The organism is Nocardia sp. bgisy134, from assembly GCF_965341865.1.
GTDB lineage: Bacteria > Actinomycetota > Actinomycetes > Mycobacteriales > Mycobacteriaceae > Nocardia.
Map to the genome: position 1 here is coordinate 300,993 of NZ_CBDQZP010000007.1, position 22,403 is coordinate 323,395.

Genomic DNA, 22,403 nt, shown 5'->3' on the forward strand with positions numbered 1-22,403 from the left:
GTGCGACTTGTTCGCCGGAACGCAACGGCACCCCGGGCAGGGCTCTGGGGCGCCGAGGTGCGCCCGCTGCTCGAGGCCATGGCGGTCGTCGGGCCCGCGCGCCCGGGATGGCGACCGTGGCAGGTGCTCGGCGGTCCGGGGACCGGCAAGACCGCGCTGCTCACCGATCTGGCGGCCACCCGCATCGCGGCCGGGGCCGATCCGGAATCGCTGCTGCTCCTGACCCATTCGAAGCAGGCGGCGGCCGCGGTGCGCGACGCCGTCACCGCGCGACTGAGCGGGACCGGACCCGACGACGAAGGCGGCGTGCCCGGCGCCACCAGGGAGCCGCTGGTGCGCACCCTGCACTCCTACGCCTTCGCCGTGCTGCGCAGGCACGCAGCCGCGCACGGCAACCCGCCGCCGCGTTTGCTGACCGGTGCCGAGCAGGATGCCGTGCTGCGCGAGATGCTGCGCGGCGACCTCACCGACATCGCCGACGGCGCGACAGGTCTCTGGCCGGAGCGGTTGCAGCCCGCGCTCGGCCTCGCCGGGTTCGCCGAGCAGTTGCGCAATCTTATGCTGCGGGCCACCGAACGCGGCATCGGCCCGGAGGATCTGGTGGCGCTCGGCCGCGAACACGACAAGCCGGAATGGGTGGCGGCGGGCCGCTTCGCGGAACGCTACGAGCAGGCCATGCTGCTGCGCTGGTCGGTCGGCGTCGAAGCGCCGGAGGCCACCGCGCCCGCGCTGGACGCCGCGGAACTGATCGGCGCGGCGCTCGACGCGCTGGCCGCCGACCCGGATCTGCTCGCCGACGAACGGTCCAGGATCGACTATCTGCTGGTCGACGACGCGCAGCACCTCGATCCGCAGGCCGCGACCCTGGTCCGCGTCATCGGCGCGGCGGCGCACTGCGCGGTCGTCGCGGGCGATCCGGACCAGGGCGTGTTCGCTTTCCGCGGCGCCGACCCCCGGTTCGCCGCCGATCCCGGCGCGCCGGAGGAGCGGCGCGTCGTGTTGCGGCACAATCATCGGTCCGGCGCCCAGGTGCGGCTGGCGGTCGCGCGGGTCGCGGCCAGGTTGCCGGGCAGTGCGCCGCAACGGTTTCCGGTGCCGGACCCCGAGGCGACGCAGGAGGACGACGGCGTCGCGGTCCGCGTCCGCGTGCTCGCCACGCCCGCCAAGGAGGCCGCGCTGATCGCCGATCATTTGCGGCGCGCGCATCTCACCGGCGGGGTGCCCTGGTCCGAGATGGCGGTGATCGTCCGTTCGGTGCCGCTCTCTCTGGCCCCGTTGCGGCGCGCGCTGCTCGCGGCGGGCGTGCCGGTGCGACAGCCCGCGCTGGACGTGCCGCTGGCCAGGCGGCGCGGCGCGGCCTGGATGCTGCTCGCGTTGCGCGCGCTCCTCGCTGGTGAACGGTCGCGGCGAGCCGGGGAGGCGATGTTCTCCGCCGAGGACGCGCTCGATCTGCTCTCCGGGCCGCTCGGCGGCGCGGACCAGATCACCCTTCGGCGCTTGCGCCGCGGGGTTCGGCGTGCGGTGCTGGAGGTGGAGCGCGGAACGGCGAAAAGGGCCGAGGGGCAAGCGTGGGCCGAGGCGCTGGCCTCGGACGACGTGCCGCCGCCGGATGACGCTCCGCCACTGGACGATGCTCTGCCGCCGGACGATGCTCTGCCACCCGACGGTGCACTGCCGCCGGACGTCGCGCCGCTGCCCGAGGATGCCTTTCCCCTCGATGACGACCTGCCGCCCGATGACGTTTCGGAGAGCTTGCCGCTACCCGCCGACGTGCCCCAGCCGGACGGCTCGCTTCAGGAGCGGCCCGATGCCGACCTCGCCCCCTCGCAGAGCCTCGCGCCGCACGACCCGCCCTGGAATGACGCCGAATCGGACTGGAGCCCAACCGAATCCGAGTGGACCGCCGCCGATCCGGAGTCGATCGTCAGCGAATCCGAGTGGCGGGAAGCCGATCTCGAGTGGGGGTTGGAGGTCGCCGAGCACGCCGACGACAGCTATGTGCCGAGCCGTCCCGGTGACGAGCGTCCGGCCCCCGGCGGGGCGGCCGGGAACGGGGCCGTGCCCGACGATGCCGGTGGCAACGAAACCCGCGGCGACACCGTGAGTCCCACCCTGCTCGAGCAGTCGTCGGCCGAGGTCCTGCGCGATCTTCTCGTAGGCATCGGCGATCGGGCGATCCTCGATCGCCTCACCGACGTCGAGGCCGCGCCGCTGCATCGCGTGCTCGCCGCCCTAGACCGCGGCCGCAAGGCGCGCAGACGGGCCACCGGTCTGGAGGACGTGCTCTGGGCGCTGTGGACCGCTTCCCGCCTGGAACGGCGCTGGGTCGCCCAATCCGAACGCGGCGGCGCGGTCGGCATGCAGGCCGACCGCGACCTCGACGCCGCCGTCGGCCTGTTCGACGCCGCGGCGGCCTACGTCGACCGTATTCCCCGCGCCGGCATCGAGGGCTTCGTGGAATACCTTCTCCAGCAGGAGATTCCGCAGGACACCGCCCCGCTCACCGCGCCGGGGGAGGCCGTCGCTCTGCTCAGCGCGCACGCCGCGGCGGGCCGGGAGTGGGACGTGGTCGCGGTCGCGGGCGTGCAGGAGGGTATCTGGCCCAATCCGCGGCCGCGCGGCACCCTGCTGCACACCGAGGATCTGGTCGACCTCAGCGTGGGCATCGGTTTGTCAGGCGAATCGGTCAGCCGCGCCGCGCCGATCCTGGCCGAGGAGCGCAGGCTGTTGCTCGTCGCGTGCAGCAGGGCCAGGCGCTCGCTGCTGGTGACGGCGGTCGAATCCGTTTCGGGCGAACGGGATCTGGTGCCATCCCGCTTCCTGTCCGAGCTGCTGGGTCACGACGACGACACCGAGCCGGGCGCGCTGCCGGTCGCCGACCCCGGTCGCGCCCTCGTCATGCATTCGCTGGTGGCCGAGTTGCGCGGCGTGGTCTGCGACGCCGAGGCCGACCCGGAGCGCCGTCGCAGGGCCGCGCACCAGCTGGCCAGGTTGGCGCACGCCGGGGTGCGCGGCACCCACCCCGAGGAGTGGTACGGCACCGCCGAACTCAGTTCGGCGCGCCCGCTGTGGGACGACGAGGAGACCGCGGTCGCGCTGTCGCCGTCCACCGTGGAACTGCTACGCACCTGCCCGCTGCGCTGGGCGTTGGAGCGGCACGGCGGCACCGACGGCGACAATCCGCACGCCGTCAAGGGCAATCTGGTGCACACCCTGGTGCAGGCGCTGGCGGGCAAGGTGCCCGAGGCACAGGTGCGGGCGGCGCTCGACCGGGCGTGGCAGGCCATCGATCCCGGCACCGGCTGGCATTCCCGCCAGGAGCTGCGGCGCACCGAGGCGATGCTGGAGACGTTCATGGCCTGGGTGCGCAATACCCGCGGCGAGCTCACCCAGGCCGGTGTCGAGGTGCCCGTCGACTGCGTGCTGCCGCCGCGTGACGACGACGAACCGCCGGTGCGCATCAAGGGCCGGGTGGACCGGCTGGAGCGAGATGCCATGGGCCGCTTCGTGATCGTCGACGTGAAGACCGGCAAGACTCCCATCAGCAAACAGGCCGCCGCCGACCACGCGCAGCTGGCGACCTACCAGGTGGCGGCCGCGCTGGGCGCGCTGGACGGATCGGGCCCCGCCGAGAGCGACCGGACACCAACGGAATCCGAGTCTGTCGGCGAGCCGGGCGGTGCCCGCCTGGTGTATGTGGCCAAGCCGAGCAGCAAAGAGGGCGCCACTCAGCGCATGCAGGAGCCGCTCGACCCCGAGGCGCTCGACAAGTGGCGAACGACGATCCACGACGCCGCCGCGTCCACCCGCGGCCCGAGCTACCTCGCCATGCGCAACGACGGCTGCCGTCACTGCGCGGTGGCCGGCAGTTGTCCGGTGCAGGACACCGGAAGGCAGGTGACCGACGAGTGAGTCACCCCGCCGTGACGCCTCAGCGGATCGCCGAGGCGCTCGGCCTGCCACCCCCGACCGACGAACAAGCCGCGGTGATCGCCGCACCGCCCGGACCCACGCTGGTGGTCGCGGGCGCGGGCGCGGGCAAAACCGAGACGATGGCCGCGCGCGTGGTGTGGATGGTGGCCAATCGGCTGGTGCTGCCCGATCAGGTGCTCGGCCTGACCTTCACGCGAAAAGCCGCCCAGCAGTTGACCGCTCGCATTCGGACCAGGCTGGCGCGGCTGGCGGGTTCGCCACTGCTGCGCGAGCTGGACCCGTCCGGGGAGTTGCGCGCGCAGCTGTCCGGGGCCGAACCCGAGATCAGCACCTACCACTCCTACGCGGGGCGGCTGCTCACCGAGCACGGCCTGCTGCTTCCGGTGGAGCCGTCGGCGACCCTGCTCACCCAGACCCAGCTGTGGCAGCTCGCGCACCAGGTGGTGCGGGCGTGGGACGGTGACCTGGACACCGACCGTACCCCGGTCTCGGTCACCGAGGCGGTGCTCGCGCTCTCCGGTCAGCTCGCCGAACACCTGGTGGAAGCCGAACAGCTCGCCGAGGCCCACACCGAACTGGAGAAGCTCGTGCACACCCTGCCCGCCGGTCCGCGGCAGCGCGGCGGGCCGAGCCAGGCGCTGCTGTCCATCGTGCAGGTGCAGCGCGAACGTGTTGCGCTGTTGCCGCTGGTCCAGCAGCTGGCCGCGGCGCTGCGCCGCAGGGGCGCACTGGATTTCGGCGCCCAGATGTCGCTGGCCGCGCGGCTCGCGGCCGAGCATCAGGAGGTGGCCACCGCCGAGCGAGGGCGCTTCCGGTTGGTGCTGCTCGACGAGTACCAGGACACCGGCCACGCTCAGCGCATTCTGCTGGCCGCGCTGTTCGGGGGCGAAGCGCCCCCGCCGCGCGACGAATCGGGCCGCGCCGCACGGCGTCTGGCGGTGACCGCGGTCGGCGACCCGATGCAGTCCATCTACGGCTGGCGCGGCGCGTCCGCGGCCAACCTGCCCCGCTTCGCCACCGACTTCCCGCTGGCGCCCGGCGTGCCCGCGCCGATCCTGCCGCTGCTGACCAGCTGGCGCAATCCGCCCGAGGCCCTCGCCCTCGCCAACCTGGTCGCCGACCCGTTGCGCCGCACCGCGCTCGACGCGGGCGGTGTCACCGTCGACGCGCTGCGCGCCAAACCGAGCGCGGAACCCGGTGTGGTCGCGGTGGCGCTCACCGAAACCGTCGCGGACGAACGGGATTGGGTCGCCGAGCGGATCGCCGCCGAATGGTCGGCGCGGCACGGCGCGGGAGAGCCGCCGCCGACGTCGGCGATCCTGGTGCGCCGCAACGCCGATGCCGCCCCGCTCGCGGAAGCCCTGCGCGCTCGGGGGCTTCCGGTGGAGATCGTCGGCCTCGGCGGCCTGCTCGCCACACCCGAGGTGGCCGATATCGTCGCCACCCTGCGCCTGGTCGCCGAGCCCGCCGCAGGCAGCGCGGCCGTGCGCGTCCTCACCGGAGCACGCTGGCGCATCGGTGTCGCCGACCTCGCCGCGCTGGCCCGGCGCGCCAGGGCGCTGTCCATCAGCAGACTGTCCGGCGGCGAGAGCGACGAGATCACCGACGGCGCCGCGCTGGCCGCCGCGTTGCGCGAGGTGGCCCCGGAACCGGCCGAGCAGGCCGGGCTGGCCGACGCGATCGCCGATCCCGGTCCGCAGGAGAACTATTCGGCCTCGGGCTACACCCGCATCGAGGCGCTCGGCCGGGAACTCGCCGCCCTGCGGGAACGCAGCGGCCAGCCACTGGTCGAGCTCGTGGCCGATGTGGAGCGCACCATCGGCGTCGGCGTCGAGACCCAGGCGCGCCGTGCCATGGCCGGCACCGGAGCGGGCCGCGAACACCTGGACGCGTTCGCCGAGGTGGTGGCAGGCTACGCCGCCGACACCGGCGCCTCGCTGACCGGTCTGCTCGCCTTCCTCGCCGCCGCCGAGTCGGTCGAGAACGGGTTGGAGCCTGGCGAGGTGGAGGTGGCCAAAGACCGCGTGCAGGTGCTGACGGTGCACGCGGCAAAAGGGCTGGAATGGGAGATCGTCGCGGTGCCGCACGTGGTGCGCGGGGTGTTTCCCTCGGGCGCTGCCTCGGCGACCTGGCTCGGCGCGCTGGCCGAGCTGCCCACCTCGCTGCGCGGCGACCGCATCCAGGACGACGCCGCCGAGGGCGTCCCGGTCCTGGATCTCGCGGATCTGTACGACCGGGCCGACCTGGAGGCCGCCATCAAGGCGCACAAGTCGGCGCTGGACCGCAGGCGCCTCGACGAGGAGCGGCGGCTGTTCTACGTCGCGCTCACCAGAACCGAACGGGTGCTGCTGGTTTCGGCGCATCACTGGGCCGAGACCGGCTCCGCGCCGAAGGGGCCGTCGGACTTCCTGCTGGAACTGAAGAACGCGAGCGAGTCGGCCGACGGACCGGCGTTCGGCGTGCTCGACATCGCGAGATGGGACGATCCGCCCGAGGTCGACGCGGTCAACCCGTTCACCGACAATCCGGCGAGCGCCGAGTGGCCCCGCGACCCGCTCGGACCCCGCCGCGATCCGATCGAGCAGGGCGCCGCCCTGGTCCGCTCCGCGCTGAGGGACCTGCGCGCCCAGCCCGCCGACCCGCGAGTTGCCGCCGGAAAGTCCGCCACGGGTGCGCCGCCTGCCGGACCCGCGCCGAGCGTGGCACCCCAGGCGGAACCCGACGCCCTGTTCTCGGTCGACGAACTCCTCGCGCCGACTGACGATTTCGCACCGTTCCCCGACGACTTCGAGCCGCCGCCGGACGAGCTCGCCCCCGAGGATCAGGCCGCCGATCCGGACGATCCGGAAGGCTGGGCCGCCGACGTGGACGCCCTGCTCGCCGAGCACGAGGCGGGCCTCGCCGCGGCCCAGGAGGTGGAACTGCCCGGCCAGATCCCGGCCACCGCCCTGGTGGAGATGCGCGCCGATCCGGCGAAACTGGCTCGGCGCCTGCGCCGTCCGCTGCCGTACCCGCCGAATCCGCTGGCCCGGCGCGGCACCGCGTTCCACGCCTGGGTGCAGCGCTGGTTCGCGGGCACCCGGTTGCTCGGGCTCGACGAACTCCCCGGCGCGGGCGAGCCCGATCCGCACGACGCGAGCGTCGACGCCGAACTCGCCAGGATGCAGGACGCGTTCCTGAATTCGCCGTGGGCGCACCGCAGTCCGCTCGATGTGGAGGTGCCCTTCGAGACCTCGATCGCGGGAACCGTGATCCGCGGCCGGATGGACGCGGTGTTCGCCGAGGCGGGCGGCGGCTGGACCGTGGTCGACTGGAAGACCGGCGCCGAACCCGGTCCCGCCGACGAACCGGCCGTGGCCATGCAGCTGGCCATCTACCGGCTGGCCTGGGCCCGCCTGATGGCCGCCAGGCACGGCGGCACCGAACGCGAGATGCTCGAGATGATCGGCGCCGCTTTCCATTACGTGCGCTCGGGACGCACCATCGCGCCCGCCGAGCTGCCCGGACCCGAGGAGCTGGCCGCGCTGATCCGATCGGCCGCGCCCACCAGGCAGGACGAGTGACCCGTGTGGGTCTTCAGCTCTGGCGCGAAACTTTCAGCGCCGTGGTGACCAGCGGGATCTGCAACGGCAGCCGGAGCACGCTGCCGATCTTCAGCACCCGCGAAGCCTTCTCGCTGCGCGTCACGTCGACGGCCATCTGCACGTTCGCCGGGAACACGGCGACGAACAGCAGCGCCGCCAGCCGTCCGCCGAGACGCCGGGTGCGCGGCGCCGCGAGCGCGGCGGCCACGCCGAGCTCGGCGACGCCCGACGCGTAGGTGTAGTCGCGCGCTCGGCCGGGTAGCAGCCTGGGCACGATGGAGTCGAAGAACTTGGGCCGCGCGAAATGCATGACCCCGCTGCCGAACAGCAGGGCCGCCAGAAACAGCGCGGGCCGCCTGCCGGGGGTCGGTCGAATGTCTGCCATGAGTACTCACCCTGACATTCACCGAGTGTTCGCGTCGAGTCAGGGTGGCGCGACGGCGACCCGGTAGGCTCCCGTGCTGTGCCGGAGGGAGAGACAGTGCCGGAGATAGACCGCGCGGCGAACGGGCGGGCAGGTGAGAACGATGCTCGGTGATTTCGGAGATCGCGCGGGACGAGCAGGTCTGTCGACCCGTCCCGACTTCGCACTCGTCGGTCTGCTGCGAATCCCGGAGACGCAGATCAGCCCGTGGGTCTCGCTGAGCCGCAGGATCGCGTTCGCCATCGGACTGCTGTTCACCGCGGCGCTGGTGGTGTACGTCGGGCGGGCGGGTTATCGCGACAACACCGGCGACGAACTGTCCTTCCTCGACGCGTTCTATTACGCGACGGTGTCGCTGTCCACCACCGGCTACGGCGACATCACCCCGGCCTCGCCCGAGGCGCGGCTGGTGAACATCGTCATCGTCACCCCGCTGCGCATCCTCTTTCTCATCGTGCTCGTCGGTACCACGATCAGTGTGCTGACCGAACGATCCCGTCAGGCATTCAAGATTCAGCGTTGGAGGCGCAGCGTGCGTAATCACACCGTGGTCGTCGGATACGGCACGAAGGGACGCACCGCCATCGACGCCATGCTCGGCGACGGCGTGCAGGCCGCCGAGATCGTGGTGGTCGACACCGACACGATCGCGTTGGAGGCGGCCGCGAACGCGGGCCTGGTGACCGTGCACGGTTCAGCCACCCAGTCCGACGTGCTGCGGCTGGCCAGCGTGCAGAACGCGGCGTCGGTCATCGTCGCCGCCAATCGCGACGACACCGCGGTGCTGGTCACCCTGACCGCCCGCGAGCTCAACAAGAAGGCCAAGATCGTGGTCGCCATCCGCGAGGCCGAGAACACCCACCTGCTGCGCCAGTCCGGCGCCGACTCGGTGGTGGTGTCCTCGGAGACCGCTGGCCGTCTGCTCGGCATCGCCACCACCACCCCGACCGTGGTGGAGATGATGGAAGACCTGCTGACCCCGGAACAGGGTTTCGCGGTGGCCGAGCGCGAGGTCGAGCCGAGCGAGATCGGCGGATCCCCACGGCATCTCAGCGACATCGTGCTCGGCGTGGTGCGCGGCGGCGATCTGATCCGGGTCGGCGAGCCGGAAGTGGACGCGATCGAGGCGGGCGACAAACTGCTCTACATCCGGCGAGCGGCGAAGTGACCGCGTTCGGAAGTAATCTCGAAGCGTGTCATTTCAGCTGAACGCCATCCCCCTGCTGTCCCGTACCGCGGTCGACCGCGCCGAGGAGATCCGCGCGGACGAGAACGCGCTGAAGGAGGGGTGGGCAAAGGCCGGGCTGCTCCGGGTGAACCGCCGCGGTCAGGTGCGTTTCGAGGGCGGCGCGCTGGTGTTGGACGCGGCCGTCGAGCTGTCCTCGGAGCCGAGCCCGGCGGCGGTTTTCCTCGGCGTCGGCGAGGGCAGGCACCTGTGGGCGGTGCGTGACAACGAACTCACCGGCGCGCTCACCGACCTGCGCGTCGTCGCGGGCGAGCTGGACGATTTCACCGCGGGCCTGCTCTCCACCGCCATGGCCCTGCTGAACTGGCACGACAAGTCCGGCTTCAGCGCGTACGACGGGAGCACCACCGTCGCCACCAAGGGCGGCTGGTCGCGGGTCACCGCGGCCGGGCACGAGGAATTCCCGCGCATCGACCCGGCCGTCATCTGCCTGATCCACGACGGCGGCGACCGGGTGCTGCTCGCGCGTCAGCACACCTGGCCGACGACGCTGTTCTCGCTGCTCGCCGGATTCGTCGAGGCGGGTGAGTCGCTGGAGCGCTGCGTGGCGCGCGAGATGCGCGAGGAGGTCGGTCTCGACGTCCGCGACATCCATTACCTGGGCAGTCAGCCGTGGCCGTTCCCCAGGTCGCTGATGCTCGGATTCGCCGCCGTCGCCGACCCGGAGCAGCCGCTGGCCTTCTCCGACGGCGAGATCGCCGAGGCGCACTGGTTCACCAGGGCCGAGGTGCGCGCGGCTCTCGCGGCCGGAGACTGGTCGGGCCAGCGGGAAGGCGTGCGGCTGCTGCTCCCCGGTTCCATCTCGATCGCGCGCACCATCGTCGAATCGTGGGCGGCGCTGGACTGAGCGTCAGGCCAGGGCGGCGAGGGTCTGCTTGACGGCGGCCAGCGACGGGTTGGTCGCCGTCGAACCGTCCGCGAACTTCACCGTCGGCACCACGTGGTTGCCGTTGTTGACGCTACCGACGAACTCGGCCGAGGCCGGGTCCTGCTCGATATCGATCTCTACATAGCTGATACCGGACTCGTCCAGCTGCTTCTTCAGCCTGCGGCAGTAGCCGCACCAGGTGGTCGAGTACATGGTCAGAACGGGGTTCACGTCAGTCACGGAACCATTCAACGCGGTAAGACCTCGTCGTGTTCCACAGTGCCCGGCGCCACACCGCCCGCGCTTCGCCGTCGAGGGCCGACAGGCGCGGCGGCCGGTTGTCGGACCGGGCTGTCATGATGGTGGCCGTGCCCGCCTTCGACCTCGACGCCCTGGATCCCGAACAGGTCGCCGCCGTCCGGGCGCCGCGCGGGCCGGTGTGCGTGCTCGCCGGGGCGGGCACCGGAAAGACCAGGACCATCACGCACCGGATCGCGCACCTGGTGTCGGCGGGGCACGTCAAGCCGGACCAGGTGCTCGCGGTCACCTTCACCGCCCGCGCCGCGGGCGAATTGCGCGCCCGGCTGCGCGGACTGGGCCTCGCCGGTGAGGCGAAACAGGTGCAGGCCCGCACTTTTCACGCCGCGGCGCTGCGCCAGCTGAAGTACTTCTGGCCGCAGGTCGTCGGCGACGTGCCATGGCGATTGCTGGAGAACAAGTTCACGGTGGTCGCGCAGGCGGCGCACCGTGCGGGGCTGAGCACCGCGACCGACAGCGTCCGCGACCTGCTCGGCGAGATCGAATGGGCCAAGTCCACCCTGCTCGCGCCGGAGGATTACCCGGCGGCGGTGGCCAAGCGGCACCGCGAGCCGCCGTACGACGCGGTGCGGGTGGCCGAGGTCTACGCGGGCTACGAGTCGCTGAAGACCTCCGCCGAGGGACTGCTGCTCGATTTCGACGATCTGCTCCTGCACACCGCGGCAGCGCTGGAGGACTATCCGGCCGTCGCCGACGAATTCCGCGGTCGCTACCGGAGTTTCGTGGTCGACGAGTACCAGGACGTGACGCCGTTGCAGCAGCGCGTGCTCGACGCCTGGCTCGGCGAGCGCGACGACCTGACCGTCGTCGGCGACGCGAACCAGACGATCTACTCGTTCACCGGCGCCACCCCGAGCTATCTGCTCGACTTCTCGCGGCGTTTCCCGGACGCGACGGTGGTGCGGCTGGAGCGCGACTACCGGTCGACGCCGCAGGTGGTGTCGCTGGCCAACCGGGTGATCGGCGCCGCCCGCGGACGCATCGCGGGCACCAGGCTCCAGCTGCTCGGCCAGCGCGCGGACGGGCCGGAGCCCGAGTTCACCGAATACGACGACGCCCCGGCCGAGGCCGTCGGGGTGGCGGGCGCGATCAAGGGGTTGATCGCGGCGGGCACCCCGGCGGCGGAGATCGCGGTGCTCTATCGCGTCAACGCCCAGTCCGAGGCTTATGAGCAGGCGCTCACCGAGCGCGGCATCCCATACCAGGTGCGCGGCGGCGAGGGCTTCTTCCAGCGCGCCGAGGTCAGGCAGGCCGTGCAGGCGTTGCGCCAGGCCGCGGCCCGCGACGACCTGCCCGATCAGTCGCGGCGCGGCGCGGCGCTGGTCACCCTGGTCAAGGCCGTGCTCGCGCCGGTCGGGCTGACGGCGACCGAGCCCGCGGGCGCGCAGGCGAAGGAACGGTGGTCGTCGCTGGTCGCGCTGGTCCGGCTCACCGAGGAATTGGTCGAGCACGACGCGCAGCTCGAGTTGCCCGGCCTGCTGCGCGAGCTGGCCGCGCGCGCCGAGGCCAGGCATCCACCGACCGTGCAGGGCGTCACCCTGGCCTCGCTGCACGCGGCCAAGGGGTTGGAGTGGGACGCGGTCTTCCTGGTCGGGCTGGCCGACGGCACGCTGCCGATCGCCCACGCGCTGGCCGACGACGGCTCGGTCGGCGATCAGGCCGCGCTCGAAGAGGAACGCAGGCTGCTCTACGTGGGCGTGACCAGGGCGCGCGAGCATCTGCGGCTGTCCTGGGCGCTGTCGCGGGGCGAGGGCAGCAGGCGTACCCGCCGCCGTTCCCGTTTCCTCAACGGCTTGGTGCCCGACGATTCGCCCGCGTCGCGGATCGCGGCGTCGACCGGCCGACCCGAGAACAATGGGGTACGCCCGTCCTGCCGGGTCTGCGCCAAGCCGTTGATCGGCACCTACGCCACCATGCTCGGCCGCTGCCGTCGCTGCCCCGCGGAACTGGACTCGGCGCTGCTGGAGGCGCTGAAGGAGTGGCGCGCCGAAAAGGCCGAGGCACTGCGGGTCCGGGAGTTCGTGGTGTTCACCGACACCACGCTCACCGCTATCGCGGAGCAACTGCCCGCAGACGACCGTGCGCTGGAGGCGATCCCGGGCATCGGCGCGAAGAAGATCGTCGACTACGGAGCCGACGTGCTCGCCATCGTCGCGTCGCGTGTCCGCTCGACATCACAAAACCGCAGGTAGAAAATAGGTTGTCGGTTTCGCCGACATTGCTTATGGTGGGAATCACGCACCGGGAGGGCATTCCGGCGCGGAGAGTTTCGGACAACTCGGTTCGATACCAGACAGTTTCGGCACAACGAGAACAGGAGGGAGGCAGACCAATGAACGGCATCAACAACTTCGACGCCATCGGCGTTGCGGGCAATACGTCCATGTCGGCTTCCCGGGGGATCCTCGCCTTGCAGGGGATCGGTCTGTCCTCGGCAGGAGTGTGCGGATTTGGTACGCCGGTGAAGATTTCGCCGGCGCTTCGCCAAGTTCACACCCTTCTCCAGGGCAAGCCCAGCGGGGGCTGGCACCCGACCGCCAACGCGGCAGTCGGCGTCATTGCGCGTGAAGCCGGCTATGAGCCGGCGGCAGAGCCCATGGCAGACATCGATCTGCGGGCAGCACGCCTCCGCACCGCACACCCAGCGACCGTGATCAGGAATCGACACAGGTGTCGACCTAGGTAGGGGACTCACCCCACGCCTCCTGGCCACGGATCGCAAGAAGCGAAACCGTGGCCAGTACTTTTAAGCGGCCCTTCAGCCGTTTGCCACCGGTTTCGTGGACAACTAACGAACCGCTGCAGAACGAACTGAAGGAGAACGACGTGTTCCCCGCAGAGAGCTGGCCGCAGGCCGTCGCTGTCACCCGGGAGGTCACCAGGGTCCTGCCCTGTCGAGCTGGAGATCCCGATCTCTGGTTCGCGGAGAGCCCGGTCCAGCTGGAGCAGGCGAAGGCGCTGTGCGCGTCCTGCCCGATCCGCAAGGGCTGCCTGAACGCGGCCATCGATCGGCGCGAGCCTTGGGGCGTATGGGGCGGTGAGATCTTCGACCAGGGTGTCGTGATCGCCCGCAAGCGTCCGCGTGGTCGTCCGCGCAAGGTCGCGGTCCCGGCATGAGTGCCGGGCCGCGGCCCCACCTCCCTCCGGTCGCTGAGGCCCCACCGTCCGACCCGGACCCCGGCAGGGCCCAGGAACGAGAAAGCAAACAAGCCGCTCACCTCGAGATCAGGTGGGCGGCTCGTTTGCGTTGTGGGGGAGGTTCTTTCAGCTTGCGGAGCGTTCGTCGCGCAGGCCGGGCAACCAGGTGGCAGCCAGCTGCATGAACGGTATCTCGGCGTCCAGCTGGGCGAGGATGCCCACCGAACCGCCCAGCACCCGGAAGATCATCACGTGCTCGGCCGGGAGTTGCAGCGCCCGTGCGGTTTTCATCTCCGAGCTGGTGAAGTCGGTCGCCTTGCCCGCGACACGCTGCATCCATCGGCGGGTGAAGTGGAACGAATCGGTCTTGATCGGATCGGCGAACGGGCGCAGGTAGTCGGCGATCTCCCGATGGGTGATCGTGCGACCGGGGATCACCCAGCCGTTGTCGTACATCAACTGGGTGAGCGCGTCGTAGTCCTCCTCGACGGCCAGCGACAACATCCGCCCGAGAATCTCCGGAAAACCGTTGGGCAGCGGCGCGCACGCGCCGAAATCGATCACCGCAAGCCTGCCGTCGGCAAGCATCATGAAGTTGCCCGGATGCGGATCGGCGTGCAGCAGGCCGACGGTCTCGGGCGAGGAGAAGTGGAAGCGGCCCATCAGCAGCGCGACCCGGTTGCGCAGGGTCAGGCTGCCTTCCGGGTCGGCGGCGCCCGACTTGATGATCTGCGAGACCGGGGTCCCCTCGAGCCATTCGGTGACGATCACCTTCGGCGCGGAGGCCACCACCTTGGGCACCACCAGTTCGGGGTGGCCGTCGAAGGCTTTGGCGAAGGCGCGCTGGTTCGCGGCCTCGTTGCGGTAGTCGAGTTCCTCCTCGGTCCGCTCGGTGATCTCGGCCAGGATCGGCTTGACGTCCGCGCCGGGGATCACCGAGGAGATCAGGCCGGTCATCCGCGACAGCGTCTTGAGATCGGCCCGCAGCGCCTCGTCGGCGCCGGGGTACTGCACCTTCACCGCCACGGTGCGACCGTCCGACCACACCGCCTTGTGCACCTGTCCGATGCTGGCGGAGGCCGACGGTGCGTCCTCGAAGGAATGGAAGCGCTCCCGCCACTGGGTGCCCAGCTGTTGATCGAGCACCCGGTGCACCGTCCCGGCGGGCATCGGCGGAGCGGCGGCCTGCAATTTCGTCAGCGCATCGCGGTAGTGCTCGCCGAACTCCTCGGGAACAGCGGCCTCCATCACACTCAGCGCCTGCCCGAACTTCATGGCGCCGCCCTTGAGCTCGCCGAGCACGGTGAACAGCTGTTCGGCGGCCTTCTGGTTCAGCTGAGCGTTGATCTCCCCTTTGTCACCACCCGCGAGCCGCTTTCCGAAGCCCATGGCGGCTCGTCCGGCGATGCCCAGCGGAATCTTGGCTAACTTGGCGTTGCGGGACGAGCTACGGCGCACGATCTCAGACACCACCCCATCATGGCGGACACACCCGTAGCTTTGCCATGGCAATTCGAAGTTTTCGATCTCACGTTGCGCTCGCCACGCCGATCGTGCGACAACCACACGCGGCGTGTGGCGCCCAGTACCTTCGCTGCAGCAAGTGCGAATCGAGGTCCAACTCGAGCGTGGCGTCCAGGGTGGCGGGCGGCCTGCGCGGCGAGCAGTCCAGGATCGCCTCGAGTTCGCCGAGGGCGAGCGCCGCGGTCGCGGCGATGGCGGCGGGGGAGGCGTGACCGACCCGGCCGAGCAGCTGGGCGGCGAGATGGGGCCAGTCGGCGTCGTAGTCGACCCGCGTCAGGTCGGCGCAGCGCAGGCAGCTGGTCTCGCCGGGCAGCACCAGCGGGCCGACGATGCCGCGGCCGTCGCGAATCCGCGCCGAGAGATGCGGGATGCGGTGCAGCACAAGCTCGCTCGCCAACCGTGGATCGGTGACCACGGTGTCGGCGAGCACCACGAGGTCGGCGCACTTGCCCGCGGGCCGGACCTCGGGTGCGTTCCCGCGCGATCGCTCAGGACGGATGCCGACCCGGCGCAGCCCCGCCGAGATCGCGTCCGAGAGCGGTCCGAGGCCGTGCACGCGCACCGCGCGGATCGGGCCGGGCCGCTCCCGCGGCTGCACCAGCAGACCCGCGGCGTCGATCTCGTCCAGCAGCGCACCGGCGCGTTCGGCGGCGATGCCGCTGCGGCCCGCGTGCCACAGGATCTGCGGCCGGGTCCGCAACCCGTCGAGCAGGCGCAGGAAGCCGAGGACGGTCTGGGTGTCCAGGTCCGGCGGCTCGAGGAGCAGGGCGCGTTCCGGATCCCAGCCGAGTTGGACCACCCCCGAGGGGCGAACCAGGATCGTCACCCGGGGATGCAGCATCGGGCCGTGTGGGCGCAATGTGGTCATGGCCAGCAGTATGCGCACCGCCCGCGCCGCGAACGGCCGCGAATCCTGTCGTTATCCACAGGAATTCGCGCTGTTCACAAGGCGAACTCTCAGGACTTGCCGTTGTCCTTGCCCAGGTCGGGCGTGTCCGGTCCGTCGCCGCCCTCGCGATCGGCCTCGGCGCGCTCGCGTGCCTCGGTCTCGGCCAGCTGCGCCAGCGGATCGTCGAACGCGGTCGCGCCGCCGCCGATGACCGAGTCGATGAAGCCCGCGGGGGTGTCCAGGTCCTCGGAGTCGGGCAGCAGGTCCGGGTGCGCCCACACGCCGTCGCGGGCGTCCACGCCCGCGTCGGCGGTCAGCCGCCGCCACAGCTCCGCGGCCTCGCGCAGCTTGCGCGGCCGCAGCTCCAGACCGACCAGGGTGGCGAAGGTCTGCTCGGCGGGTCCGCCGGTGGCGCGGCGTCGGCGCAGCGTCTCGGCCAGCGCGCCCGCGCCGGGCAGCCGGTCGCCGACGGCGTCGGCCACCACGACCTGCACCCAGCCCTCGATCAGGGCGAGCAGCGTCTCCAGGCGTTCCAGCGCCTGCTTCTGTTCGGGCGTGGTCTGCGGTTCGAACGCGCCCTGCGCCAGGATCTCCTCGAGCTTCGACGGGTCGGCCAGCGACATCGGGTCGATGCCCTGGGCCGCCTGCTCCAGCGCGGAGAAGTCCATCTTGATGCCGCGCGCGTAGTCCTCCACCGCGCCGAGCACCTGCTGACGCAGCCACGGCACATGCGCGAACAGCCGCTGGTGGGCCGCCTCGCGCGCCGCGAGGAAGACCAGGATCTCGCTCTCCGGCTGCTCCAAGCCCGCGCTGAACTCGGAGATCGCGGCGGGCAGCAGGGCGCCGGTGCCGCTCGGGCCGAGCGGCAGACCGATATCGGTGGATGTCAGCACCTCCTTGGCCAGCTGGCCGAGCGCCTGGCCGAGCTGCGAGCCGAACGCGAGGCCGCCCATCTGGCCGAGCATGCCGACCATCGGCGCGGCGAACTCCTTGGCCTCCTCGGGCAGCTGCGCGGTCCACATGCCCGAGATCTGCTCGGCGACCGGGTCGCACAACCGCTTCCAGGTGGACAGCGTCTCCTCGATCCAATCGTTGGCCGTCCACGCCACCGTCTTGGTCGCGCCCGCGGGCAGCGTCGTCGCGCCGTCCAGCCAGAGTTCGGCCAGGTGCGCCGCGTCGGTCACCGCCTTCCTCGCGCCCGCCGAGACGGGCGTCAGATCGGCGCCGAGTTGCTGGCGGGCCAGGCGCTTGGCGACGTCGTAGTTGACCGGACCCGAGGACGCGCCGCCGGGTTGCCCCATGCCGCTGAGCATTTGACCCAGCGAGGTCAGCATCTGGCCGAGCTGCGCGGGATCGAACCCGGCCCCGCCGCCGCCGATCGGGAACCCGAACGGATTGTTCGCCCCGGGACCGTTCGGCTCTTCGCCGCGCTTGCGCGCGTCATCGTCGTCACGGTTCGAGAATCCGAACGGGAAGTCAGTCATGCCTCTTACGTTACGCGCGGACAATCGGCTCGTGACCCTGGGCGGCCCGCCCCCGGCCCGCGGAGCTCGCATTACGCGCACAGCGAACGACCGGGCGGCGCGCGGCGGCGGATTCCGCGCCTGCGCCGTCCGGCGCCAGGAGAGATCACTATGGTGGGCGGGGTGAATCGTCGGATCCTCACCCTCCTTGCCGCGCTCGTTCCGGTGCTCGTGCTCGGTGTCATCGGCACCGTGGTCAAGGTGCCGTTCGTCGCGCTCGGACCCGGGCCAACCTTCAACACGCTCGGCGAGGTCGAGGGCAAGCAGGTCGTCGACGTCGTCGGCACCGAGCTCGACCCCACCTCGGGGCACCTGAACATGACGACGGTGGCGGTGCGCGACGGGCTGAACCTGTTCGAGGCGTTCGGCTTCTGGGTGAGCGGCCAGCACGGTCTCGTCCCGCGCGCCGAGGTGTACCCGCCCGGGGTGCCGCGCGAGGAGATCGACAAGTCCAATCAGCAGGAGTTCAAGGATTCGGAGGGCAATGCCGAGGTCGCGGCGCTGCACTACCTGAATCTGCCGACCGTGGTGCTGATCCGCAAGGTCGGCGACGACGCCCCCGCCAAGGACCTGCTGCGGCCGGGAGACCAGCTCGTCAGCGTCAACGGTGCGCCGATCGCGACTCCCAAAGACCTGGTGTCCGCGGTGTCCTCGCAGCCGCCGGGCAGCCAGCTGGCGGTGGTCTTCCGCCGCGACAACGCCGAACAGACCGCAACGATCACGCTCGGCGCGCGCCCGGACGATCCGGCCAAGGGCTACCTCGGCGTCACTCCGGGCGAGGGCGCGCTCCCGCCCATGCAGGTCACCTTCAATCTGGCCGATATCGGCGGCCCGTCGGCGGGGCTGATGTTCAGCCTCGCCCTGATCGACAAGCTCAGCCCCGGTCCCCTGGACGGCGGCAAGTTCGTGGCGGGCACCGGCACCATCGATCAGGACGGCGCGGTCGGCCCGATCGGCGGCATCCAATACAAGATGATGGCCGCGCGTGAGGCGGGCGCCGAGACGTTCCTGGTCCCCGCGGCCAACTGCAACGAGGCGAGGCAGCGCACACCCGAGGGCCTGCGCCTGGTCAAGGTGGAGACATTGGACAGCGCGGTGCAGTCGCTCAACGCGCTCAACGTCGGCGCCGAGGCGCCGAGCTGCGGCTGATCACTCCAGGGTGTGGTGCAGCGCCTCGATGAGGTTCGGCGCCAGGTTCGGGTAGGTCCGCAGGTCGAGGTCGCCGAAATCGTCCTCGTCGTCCTGCGGGCGGATCTGCAGCAGCGACAGCGACGCGCCCTCGCGCAGCACAGCGGCGAACAGCCGCGCCTCCCGGCGCTCCGGATGCGCGGCCGCGGCGGCGCGGGCCGCGGCGTCGGCGGCCTCGTGGTCGGCGAGCAGCGGGGCGAGCGCGTCGTCGAGGGTGCTCTCGGCATCCGGCGGCAGCACCACGATCTCCTGGACCAGCACACAACCCTGGACGGCGGGCGGCCAGCTCGTGGTGGCGAGGAATTCGTCGAGCGCGATCGAACCGCCGGTGATGTCGTCGGGCAGCGGCTCCTGCGCGATCGGGGTGAGCTCGTCGCCCTGATCGATCTCATCGAGCAGCCCGGGTTCGGCCGCGACCAGATCGGCGGTCGGCACCAGCGCGAACATCTGCGGCGGCCGCCCCCAGCCTTCGGCGTCGGCGAACTCCGCGACCTCCCGGACGGCGCGGGACAGGACAAGTTCGGCGTGCAGATCGGCGTTCACGGTGGACATCCTCGCATCACCGCCACCGGTGTCTCAGCGAAGCCGCCGAAATCGCTTCCGCCGAGCTCACCGAGGCCACACACGACGGCCCGATGTCCGTTTCCGTAGAGTGGGCGCCAGACGGTCCGCGAGGACCGAACCGCAACGTCGGAATGCGGCGCATCGACCGATTGGGCGTGGGCGCCGCCGGACCCTGGAGAGTGGCACCGTGGGCATGCGGCCCCCAACCGGCTTACCTTCGTTGTCTCGACGCAGCCGCGTGCTGCTGGTGGCGGCCATCGTCGTGGCGGCGTTGCTGCTGTTGGGCCCGAGACTGACCGACACCTATACCAACTGGCTTTGGTTCGGCGAAGTCGGTTTCCGCAACGTGTATCTCACGGTGCTGCGGACCCGCGTCCTGCTGTTCGCCGCGGTGGCAGTGTTCGTCGGTCTGGTGGTGTGGCTCGCGCTGCTGCTCGCCTACCGGACCAGGCCGGTGTTCGTGCCGGTCGCCGGGCCGAACGATCCGATCGCCCGGTACCGCACCACCGTGATGAGCAGGCTCAAGCTCTTCGGCATCGGCATCCCGGTGCTGCTCGGCCTGCTCTCGGGCCTGGTGGCGCAGTCGAATTGGGTGACGGTGCAGCTGTTCTTGAACGGCGGTTCGTTCGGTGAGACCGATCCGCAGTTCGGCCTCGACGTCGGCTTCTACGCCTTCGATCTGCCGTTCTACCGGATGGTGCTGAACTGGCTGTTCGTCGCCGTGGTGATCGCGTTCTTCGCGAATCTGGTGACGCACTACGTCTTCGGCGGTCTGCGGCTGAGCGGCCGCGAGGGCACGCTCACCAGGCCTGCGCGCGTCCAGCTCGCCGTGCTCGCCGGAATCTTCGTGCTGCTCAAGGCGATCGCGTACTGGTTCGACCGCTACGAGCTGCTCTCCAGCGCGCGCAAGGAGCCCACCTTCACCGGCGGTTCCTTCACCGACATCAACGCGGTGCTGCCCGCCAAGCTGATCCTGATGTCCATCGCGGTGATCTGCGCGCTGGCCTTCTTCGCCGGCATCGTGCTGCGCGATCTGCGCGTGCCCGCCATGGCCGCCGCGCTGCTCGTGCTCTCCTCGATCCTGGTCGGCGCGGTGTGGCCGCTGGTGGTCGAGCAGTTCTCGGTGCGCCCGAACGCCGCCGACAAGGAGTCGGAGTACATCGAGCGCAACATCGCCGCGACCAGGCAGGCGTTCGGTATCACCGACGACAAGGTCGAATACCAGAACTACAAGGGCGACGGTACCAAGAACCCGCGTGACGTTCCCGCCGACCGCACCACCATCTCCAACATCCGGCTGCTCGACCCGAATATCTTGTCGCCGACCTTCACTCAGCTGCGCCAGCTGAAGAACTTCTACGGCTTCCCCAACCCGCTCGACATCGACCGCTACACCATCGAGGGCGAGGTCCAGGACTACATCGTCGCGGCGCGCGAGCTGGAACCGCAGAGCCTCAAGGACAATCAGACCGACTGGATCAACCGGCACACCGTCTACACCCACGGCAACGGCTTCGTCGCCGCCCCGGCCAATCGCATCAACAAGGCCGCGGCCAAGGACGCGACCGTCGCGGGCAGCAGTGACAGCGGGTCTCCGGTCTTCGACGACGGCCCGTCGAGCTTCGTCAGCGACATCTCCACGCCGCAGGACCGCCAGGCCATCAAGGTCGACCAGCCGCGGATCTACTATGGCGAGCTGATCTCCCAGTCCGACGCCGACTACGCCATCGTCGGCGCGGCCGGGCAGCCCGCGCGCGAATACGACCTGGACAATGTGCAGTACACCTACACCGGTTCCGGCGGCGTGCCGATCGGCTCCTGGTTCAACCGGCTGGCGTTCGCGGCCAAGTACGCCGAGCGCAACATCCTGTTCTCCGGAGCGATCGGTGAGGATTCGAAGATCATCTTCAACCGCGATCCGAAGGAGCGGGTCGAGAAGGTCGCGCCCTGGCTGACCGCCGACGGCAACGCCTACCCCGCGGTGGTGGACAAGCGCATCGTCTGGATCGTGGACGCCTACACCACGCTCGACAGCTACCCCTACGCCCAGAGCACCTCGCTCGAGGGTGCGGTCGAGGACAGCGTCGACAAGAAGACCGGACGGTTGCTGCCCCGCAAGGAGGTCAGCTACATCCGCAACTCGGTGAAGGCCGTCGTCGATGCCTACGACGGCAGCGTCACCCTGTACGAGGTGGACACCACCGATCCGGTGCTGAAGGCGTGGCGCGGAGTGTTCCCGAACGCGGTGAAGTCGCAGAGCGACATCTCGCCGGAGCTGCGCTCGCACTTCCGTTACCCGGAGGATCTGTTCAAGGTGCAGCGCGAGATGCTCAGCAAGTACCACGTGAACGATCCGCGAGAGTTCTTCACCAACAACGCGTTCTGGTCGGTGCCGAGCGATCCGACGATCGAGGGCGGCACCTTCAAGCAGCCGCCGTACTACGTGCTGGTCGGCGATCCGAAGACCGGACGACCGGAGTTCAATTTGACCAGCGCCATGGTCGGCTTCAACCGGCAGTATCTGTCGGCCTACATCTCGGTGCGCTCGGATCCGGAGAACTACGGCAAGTTCACGATCTTGCAATTGCCGACGGATTCGCAGACCCAGGGTCCGCAACAAACACAGAACACGATGACCATCAACGACGAGGTCTCGCGTGACAAGACTTTGTTGCAAGGGTCGAACAAGATCAAATACGGCAATCTGCTGACCTTGCCGATCGCCGACGGCGGCATTCTCTATGTCGAGCCGCTGTACACCGAACGCAACAGCGGACCGAACACCTCGACCTTCCCGCAGCTGGCTCGCGTGCTCGTGAGCTATCGCGATCCGGCGACGGGATCGGTGCTGGTCGGCTACGAGCCGACGCTCGCGGCGGCCCTCGACAAGATCTTCCCCGGCAGCGGCAGCGCCGCGACGGCGCCGGGCGCCGAGACGCCGAACCAGCAGGGGACGACGCCGCCGCCGAACCAGGGCGTCACCGCGCCGCCGCCCGCCCAGGGGGTCGCACCGCCGTCGCCCAACGCGAAGGACGCGGCGGTCCTGGAACTGGACGCGGCCCTGCGCAACGTGCGTGACGCCCAGCGCAGCGGTGATCTCGCCAGCCTCGGCGCGGCGTTCACCAGGCTCGAGCAGGCGATCAAGGCGTACGAAGCCACCGGTCGCTGAGTTGGAAAAACAGAAGCGGGGGGGGGGGGGGTGGG

General features: G+C 70.6%; 15 protein-coding genes. 9 read left to right on the forward strand and 6 right to left on the reverse strand.

Annotation, left to right across the window (positions count from 1 at the left end):
- Together ACRWNM_RS15540 and ACRWNM_RS15545 are read left to right on the forward strand one after the other, a co-directional pair.
- On the forward strand, window positions 1–3,912 hold the full coding sequence (locus tag ACRWNM_RS15540) for a PD-(D/E)XK nuclease family protein (RefSeq protein WP_431967939.1): 3,912 nt from the start codon (window positions 1–3) through the stop codon (window positions 3,910–3,912).
- Window positions 3,909–7,496: an ATP-dependent helicase gene (locus ACRWNM_RS15545; RefSeq protein ID WP_431967941.1), complete on the forward strand. Its 3,588-nt coding sequence runs from the start codon at window positions 3,909–3,911 to the stop codon at window positions 7,494–7,496. The genes ACRWNM_RS15540 and ACRWNM_RS15545 overlap by 4 nt, the downstream gene beginning before the upstream one ends.
- A 13-nt stretch (window positions 7,497–7,509) precedes the next feature.
- Here the strand turns inward: ACRWNM_RS15545 and ACRWNM_RS15550 are convergent, their stop codons facing one another.
- Window positions 7,510–7,902 (reverse strand): DoxX family protein, encoded by a 393-nt coding sequence (locus ACRWNM_RS15550; protein WP_431967943.1) that lies wholly within the window; start codon window positions 7,900–7,902, stop codon window positions 7,510–7,512.
- Between the two features lie 142 nt (window positions 7,903–8,044).
- Between ACRWNM_RS15550 and ACRWNM_RS15555 the strand changes: the two genes are divergently transcribed.
- Window positions 8,045–9,109: a potassium channel family protein gene (locus tag ACRWNM_RS15555; RefSeq protein WP_431967945.1), complete on the forward strand. Its 1,065-nt coding sequence runs from the start codon at window positions 8,045–8,047 to the stop codon at window positions 9,107–9,109.
- Between the two features lie 25 nt (window positions 9,110–9,134).
- On the forward strand, window positions 9,135–10,034 hold the full coding sequence (gene nudC / locus ACRWNM_RS15560; RefSeq protein WP_431967947.1) for an NAD(+) diphosphatase: 900 nt from the start codon (window positions 9,135–9,137) through the stop codon (window positions 10,032–10,034).
- A 3-nt stretch (window positions 10,035–10,037) separates the two neighbouring features.
- On the opposite strand, the gene ACRWNM_RS15565 is transcribed toward nudC, so the two are convergent.
- Entirely contained in the window at window positions 10,038–10,268 is a 231-nt protein-coding gene (locus tag ACRWNM_RS15565) for a mycoredoxin (RefSeq protein WP_431968009.1), read from the reverse strand.
- A 143-nt stretch (window positions 10,269–10,411) separates the two neighbouring features.
- Here ACRWNM_RS15565 and ACRWNM_RS15570 point away from each other — a divergent pair, with 143 nt between their 5' ends.
- From ACRWNM_RS15570 to ACRWNM_RS15580, 3 genes are all read left to right on the forward strand, one after another.
- Window positions 10,412–12,565: an ATP-dependent DNA helicase UvrD2 gene (locus tag ACRWNM_RS15570; RefSeq protein WP_431968011.1), complete on the forward strand. Its 2,154-nt coding sequence runs from the start codon at window positions 10,412–10,414 to the stop codon at window positions 12,563–12,565.
- Between the two features lie 140 nt (window positions 12,566–12,705).
- Entirely contained in the window at window positions 12,706–13,059 is a 354-nt protein-coding gene (locus ACRWNM_RS15575) for a hypothetical protein (protein WP_157120265.1), read from the forward strand.
- Between the two features lie 140 nt (window positions 13,060–13,199).
- Window positions 13,200–13,490 (forward strand): WhiB family transcriptional regulator, encoded by a 291-nt coding sequence (locus tag ACRWNM_RS15580; protein WP_431967949.1) that lies wholly within the window; start codon window positions 13,200–13,202, stop codon window positions 13,488–13,490.
- 147 nt (window positions 13,491–13,637) lie between these two features.
- Here ACRWNM_RS15580 and ACRWNM_RS15585 read toward each other — a convergent pair whose 3' ends face one another.
- The 3 genes from ACRWNM_RS15585 to ACRWNM_RS15595 all read right to left on the reverse strand — a co-directional run bounded on the left by ACRWNM_RS15585 (window position 13,638) and on the right by ACRWNM_RS15595 (window position 17,408).
- Entirely contained in the window at window positions 13,638–14,981 is a 1,344-nt protein-coding gene (locus ACRWNM_RS15585) for an ABC1 kinase family protein (protein WP_431967951.1), read from the reverse strand.
- A gap of 58 nt (window positions 14,982–15,039) precedes the next feature.
- Window positions 15,040–15,903 (reverse strand): hypothetical protein, encoded by an 864-nt coding sequence (locus ACRWNM_RS15590; RefSeq protein WP_431967953.1) that lies wholly within the window; start codon window positions 15,901–15,903, stop codon window positions 15,040–15,042.
- Between the two features lie 89 nt (window positions 15,904–15,992).
- Window positions 15,993–17,408 (reverse strand): zinc-dependent metalloprotease, encoded by a 1,416-nt coding sequence (locus ACRWNM_RS15595; protein ID WP_431967955.1) that lies wholly within the window; start codon window positions 17,406–17,408, stop codon window positions 15,993–15,995.
- Window positions 17,409–17,570: 162 nt separating this feature from the next.
- Between ACRWNM_RS15595 and ACRWNM_RS15600 the strand changes: the two genes are divergently transcribed.
- Complete coding sequence (locus ACRWNM_RS15600) at window positions 17,571–18,596, forward strand: YlbL family protein (protein WP_431967957.1); 1,026 nt, start codon at window positions 17,571–17,573, stop codon at window positions 18,594–18,596.
- Here ACRWNM_RS15600 and ACRWNM_RS15605 read toward each other — a convergent pair whose 3' ends face one another.
- Window positions 18,597–19,187, reverse strand: a complete 591-nt coding sequence (locus ACRWNM_RS15605; protein WP_431967959.1) for a PPA1309 family protein — start codon at window positions 19,185–19,187, stop codon at window positions 18,597–18,599.
- Window positions 19,188–19,386: 199 nt separating this feature from the next.
- Here ACRWNM_RS15605 and ACRWNM_RS15610 point away from each other — a divergent pair, with 199 nt between their 5' ends.
- Complete coding sequence (locus tag ACRWNM_RS15610; protein WP_431967961.1) at window positions 19,387–22,368, forward strand: UPF0182 family protein; 2,982 nt, start codon at window positions 19,387–19,389, stop codon at window positions 22,366–22,368.
- The last annotated feature ends 35 nt before the right edge of the window (window positions 22,369–22,403 follow it).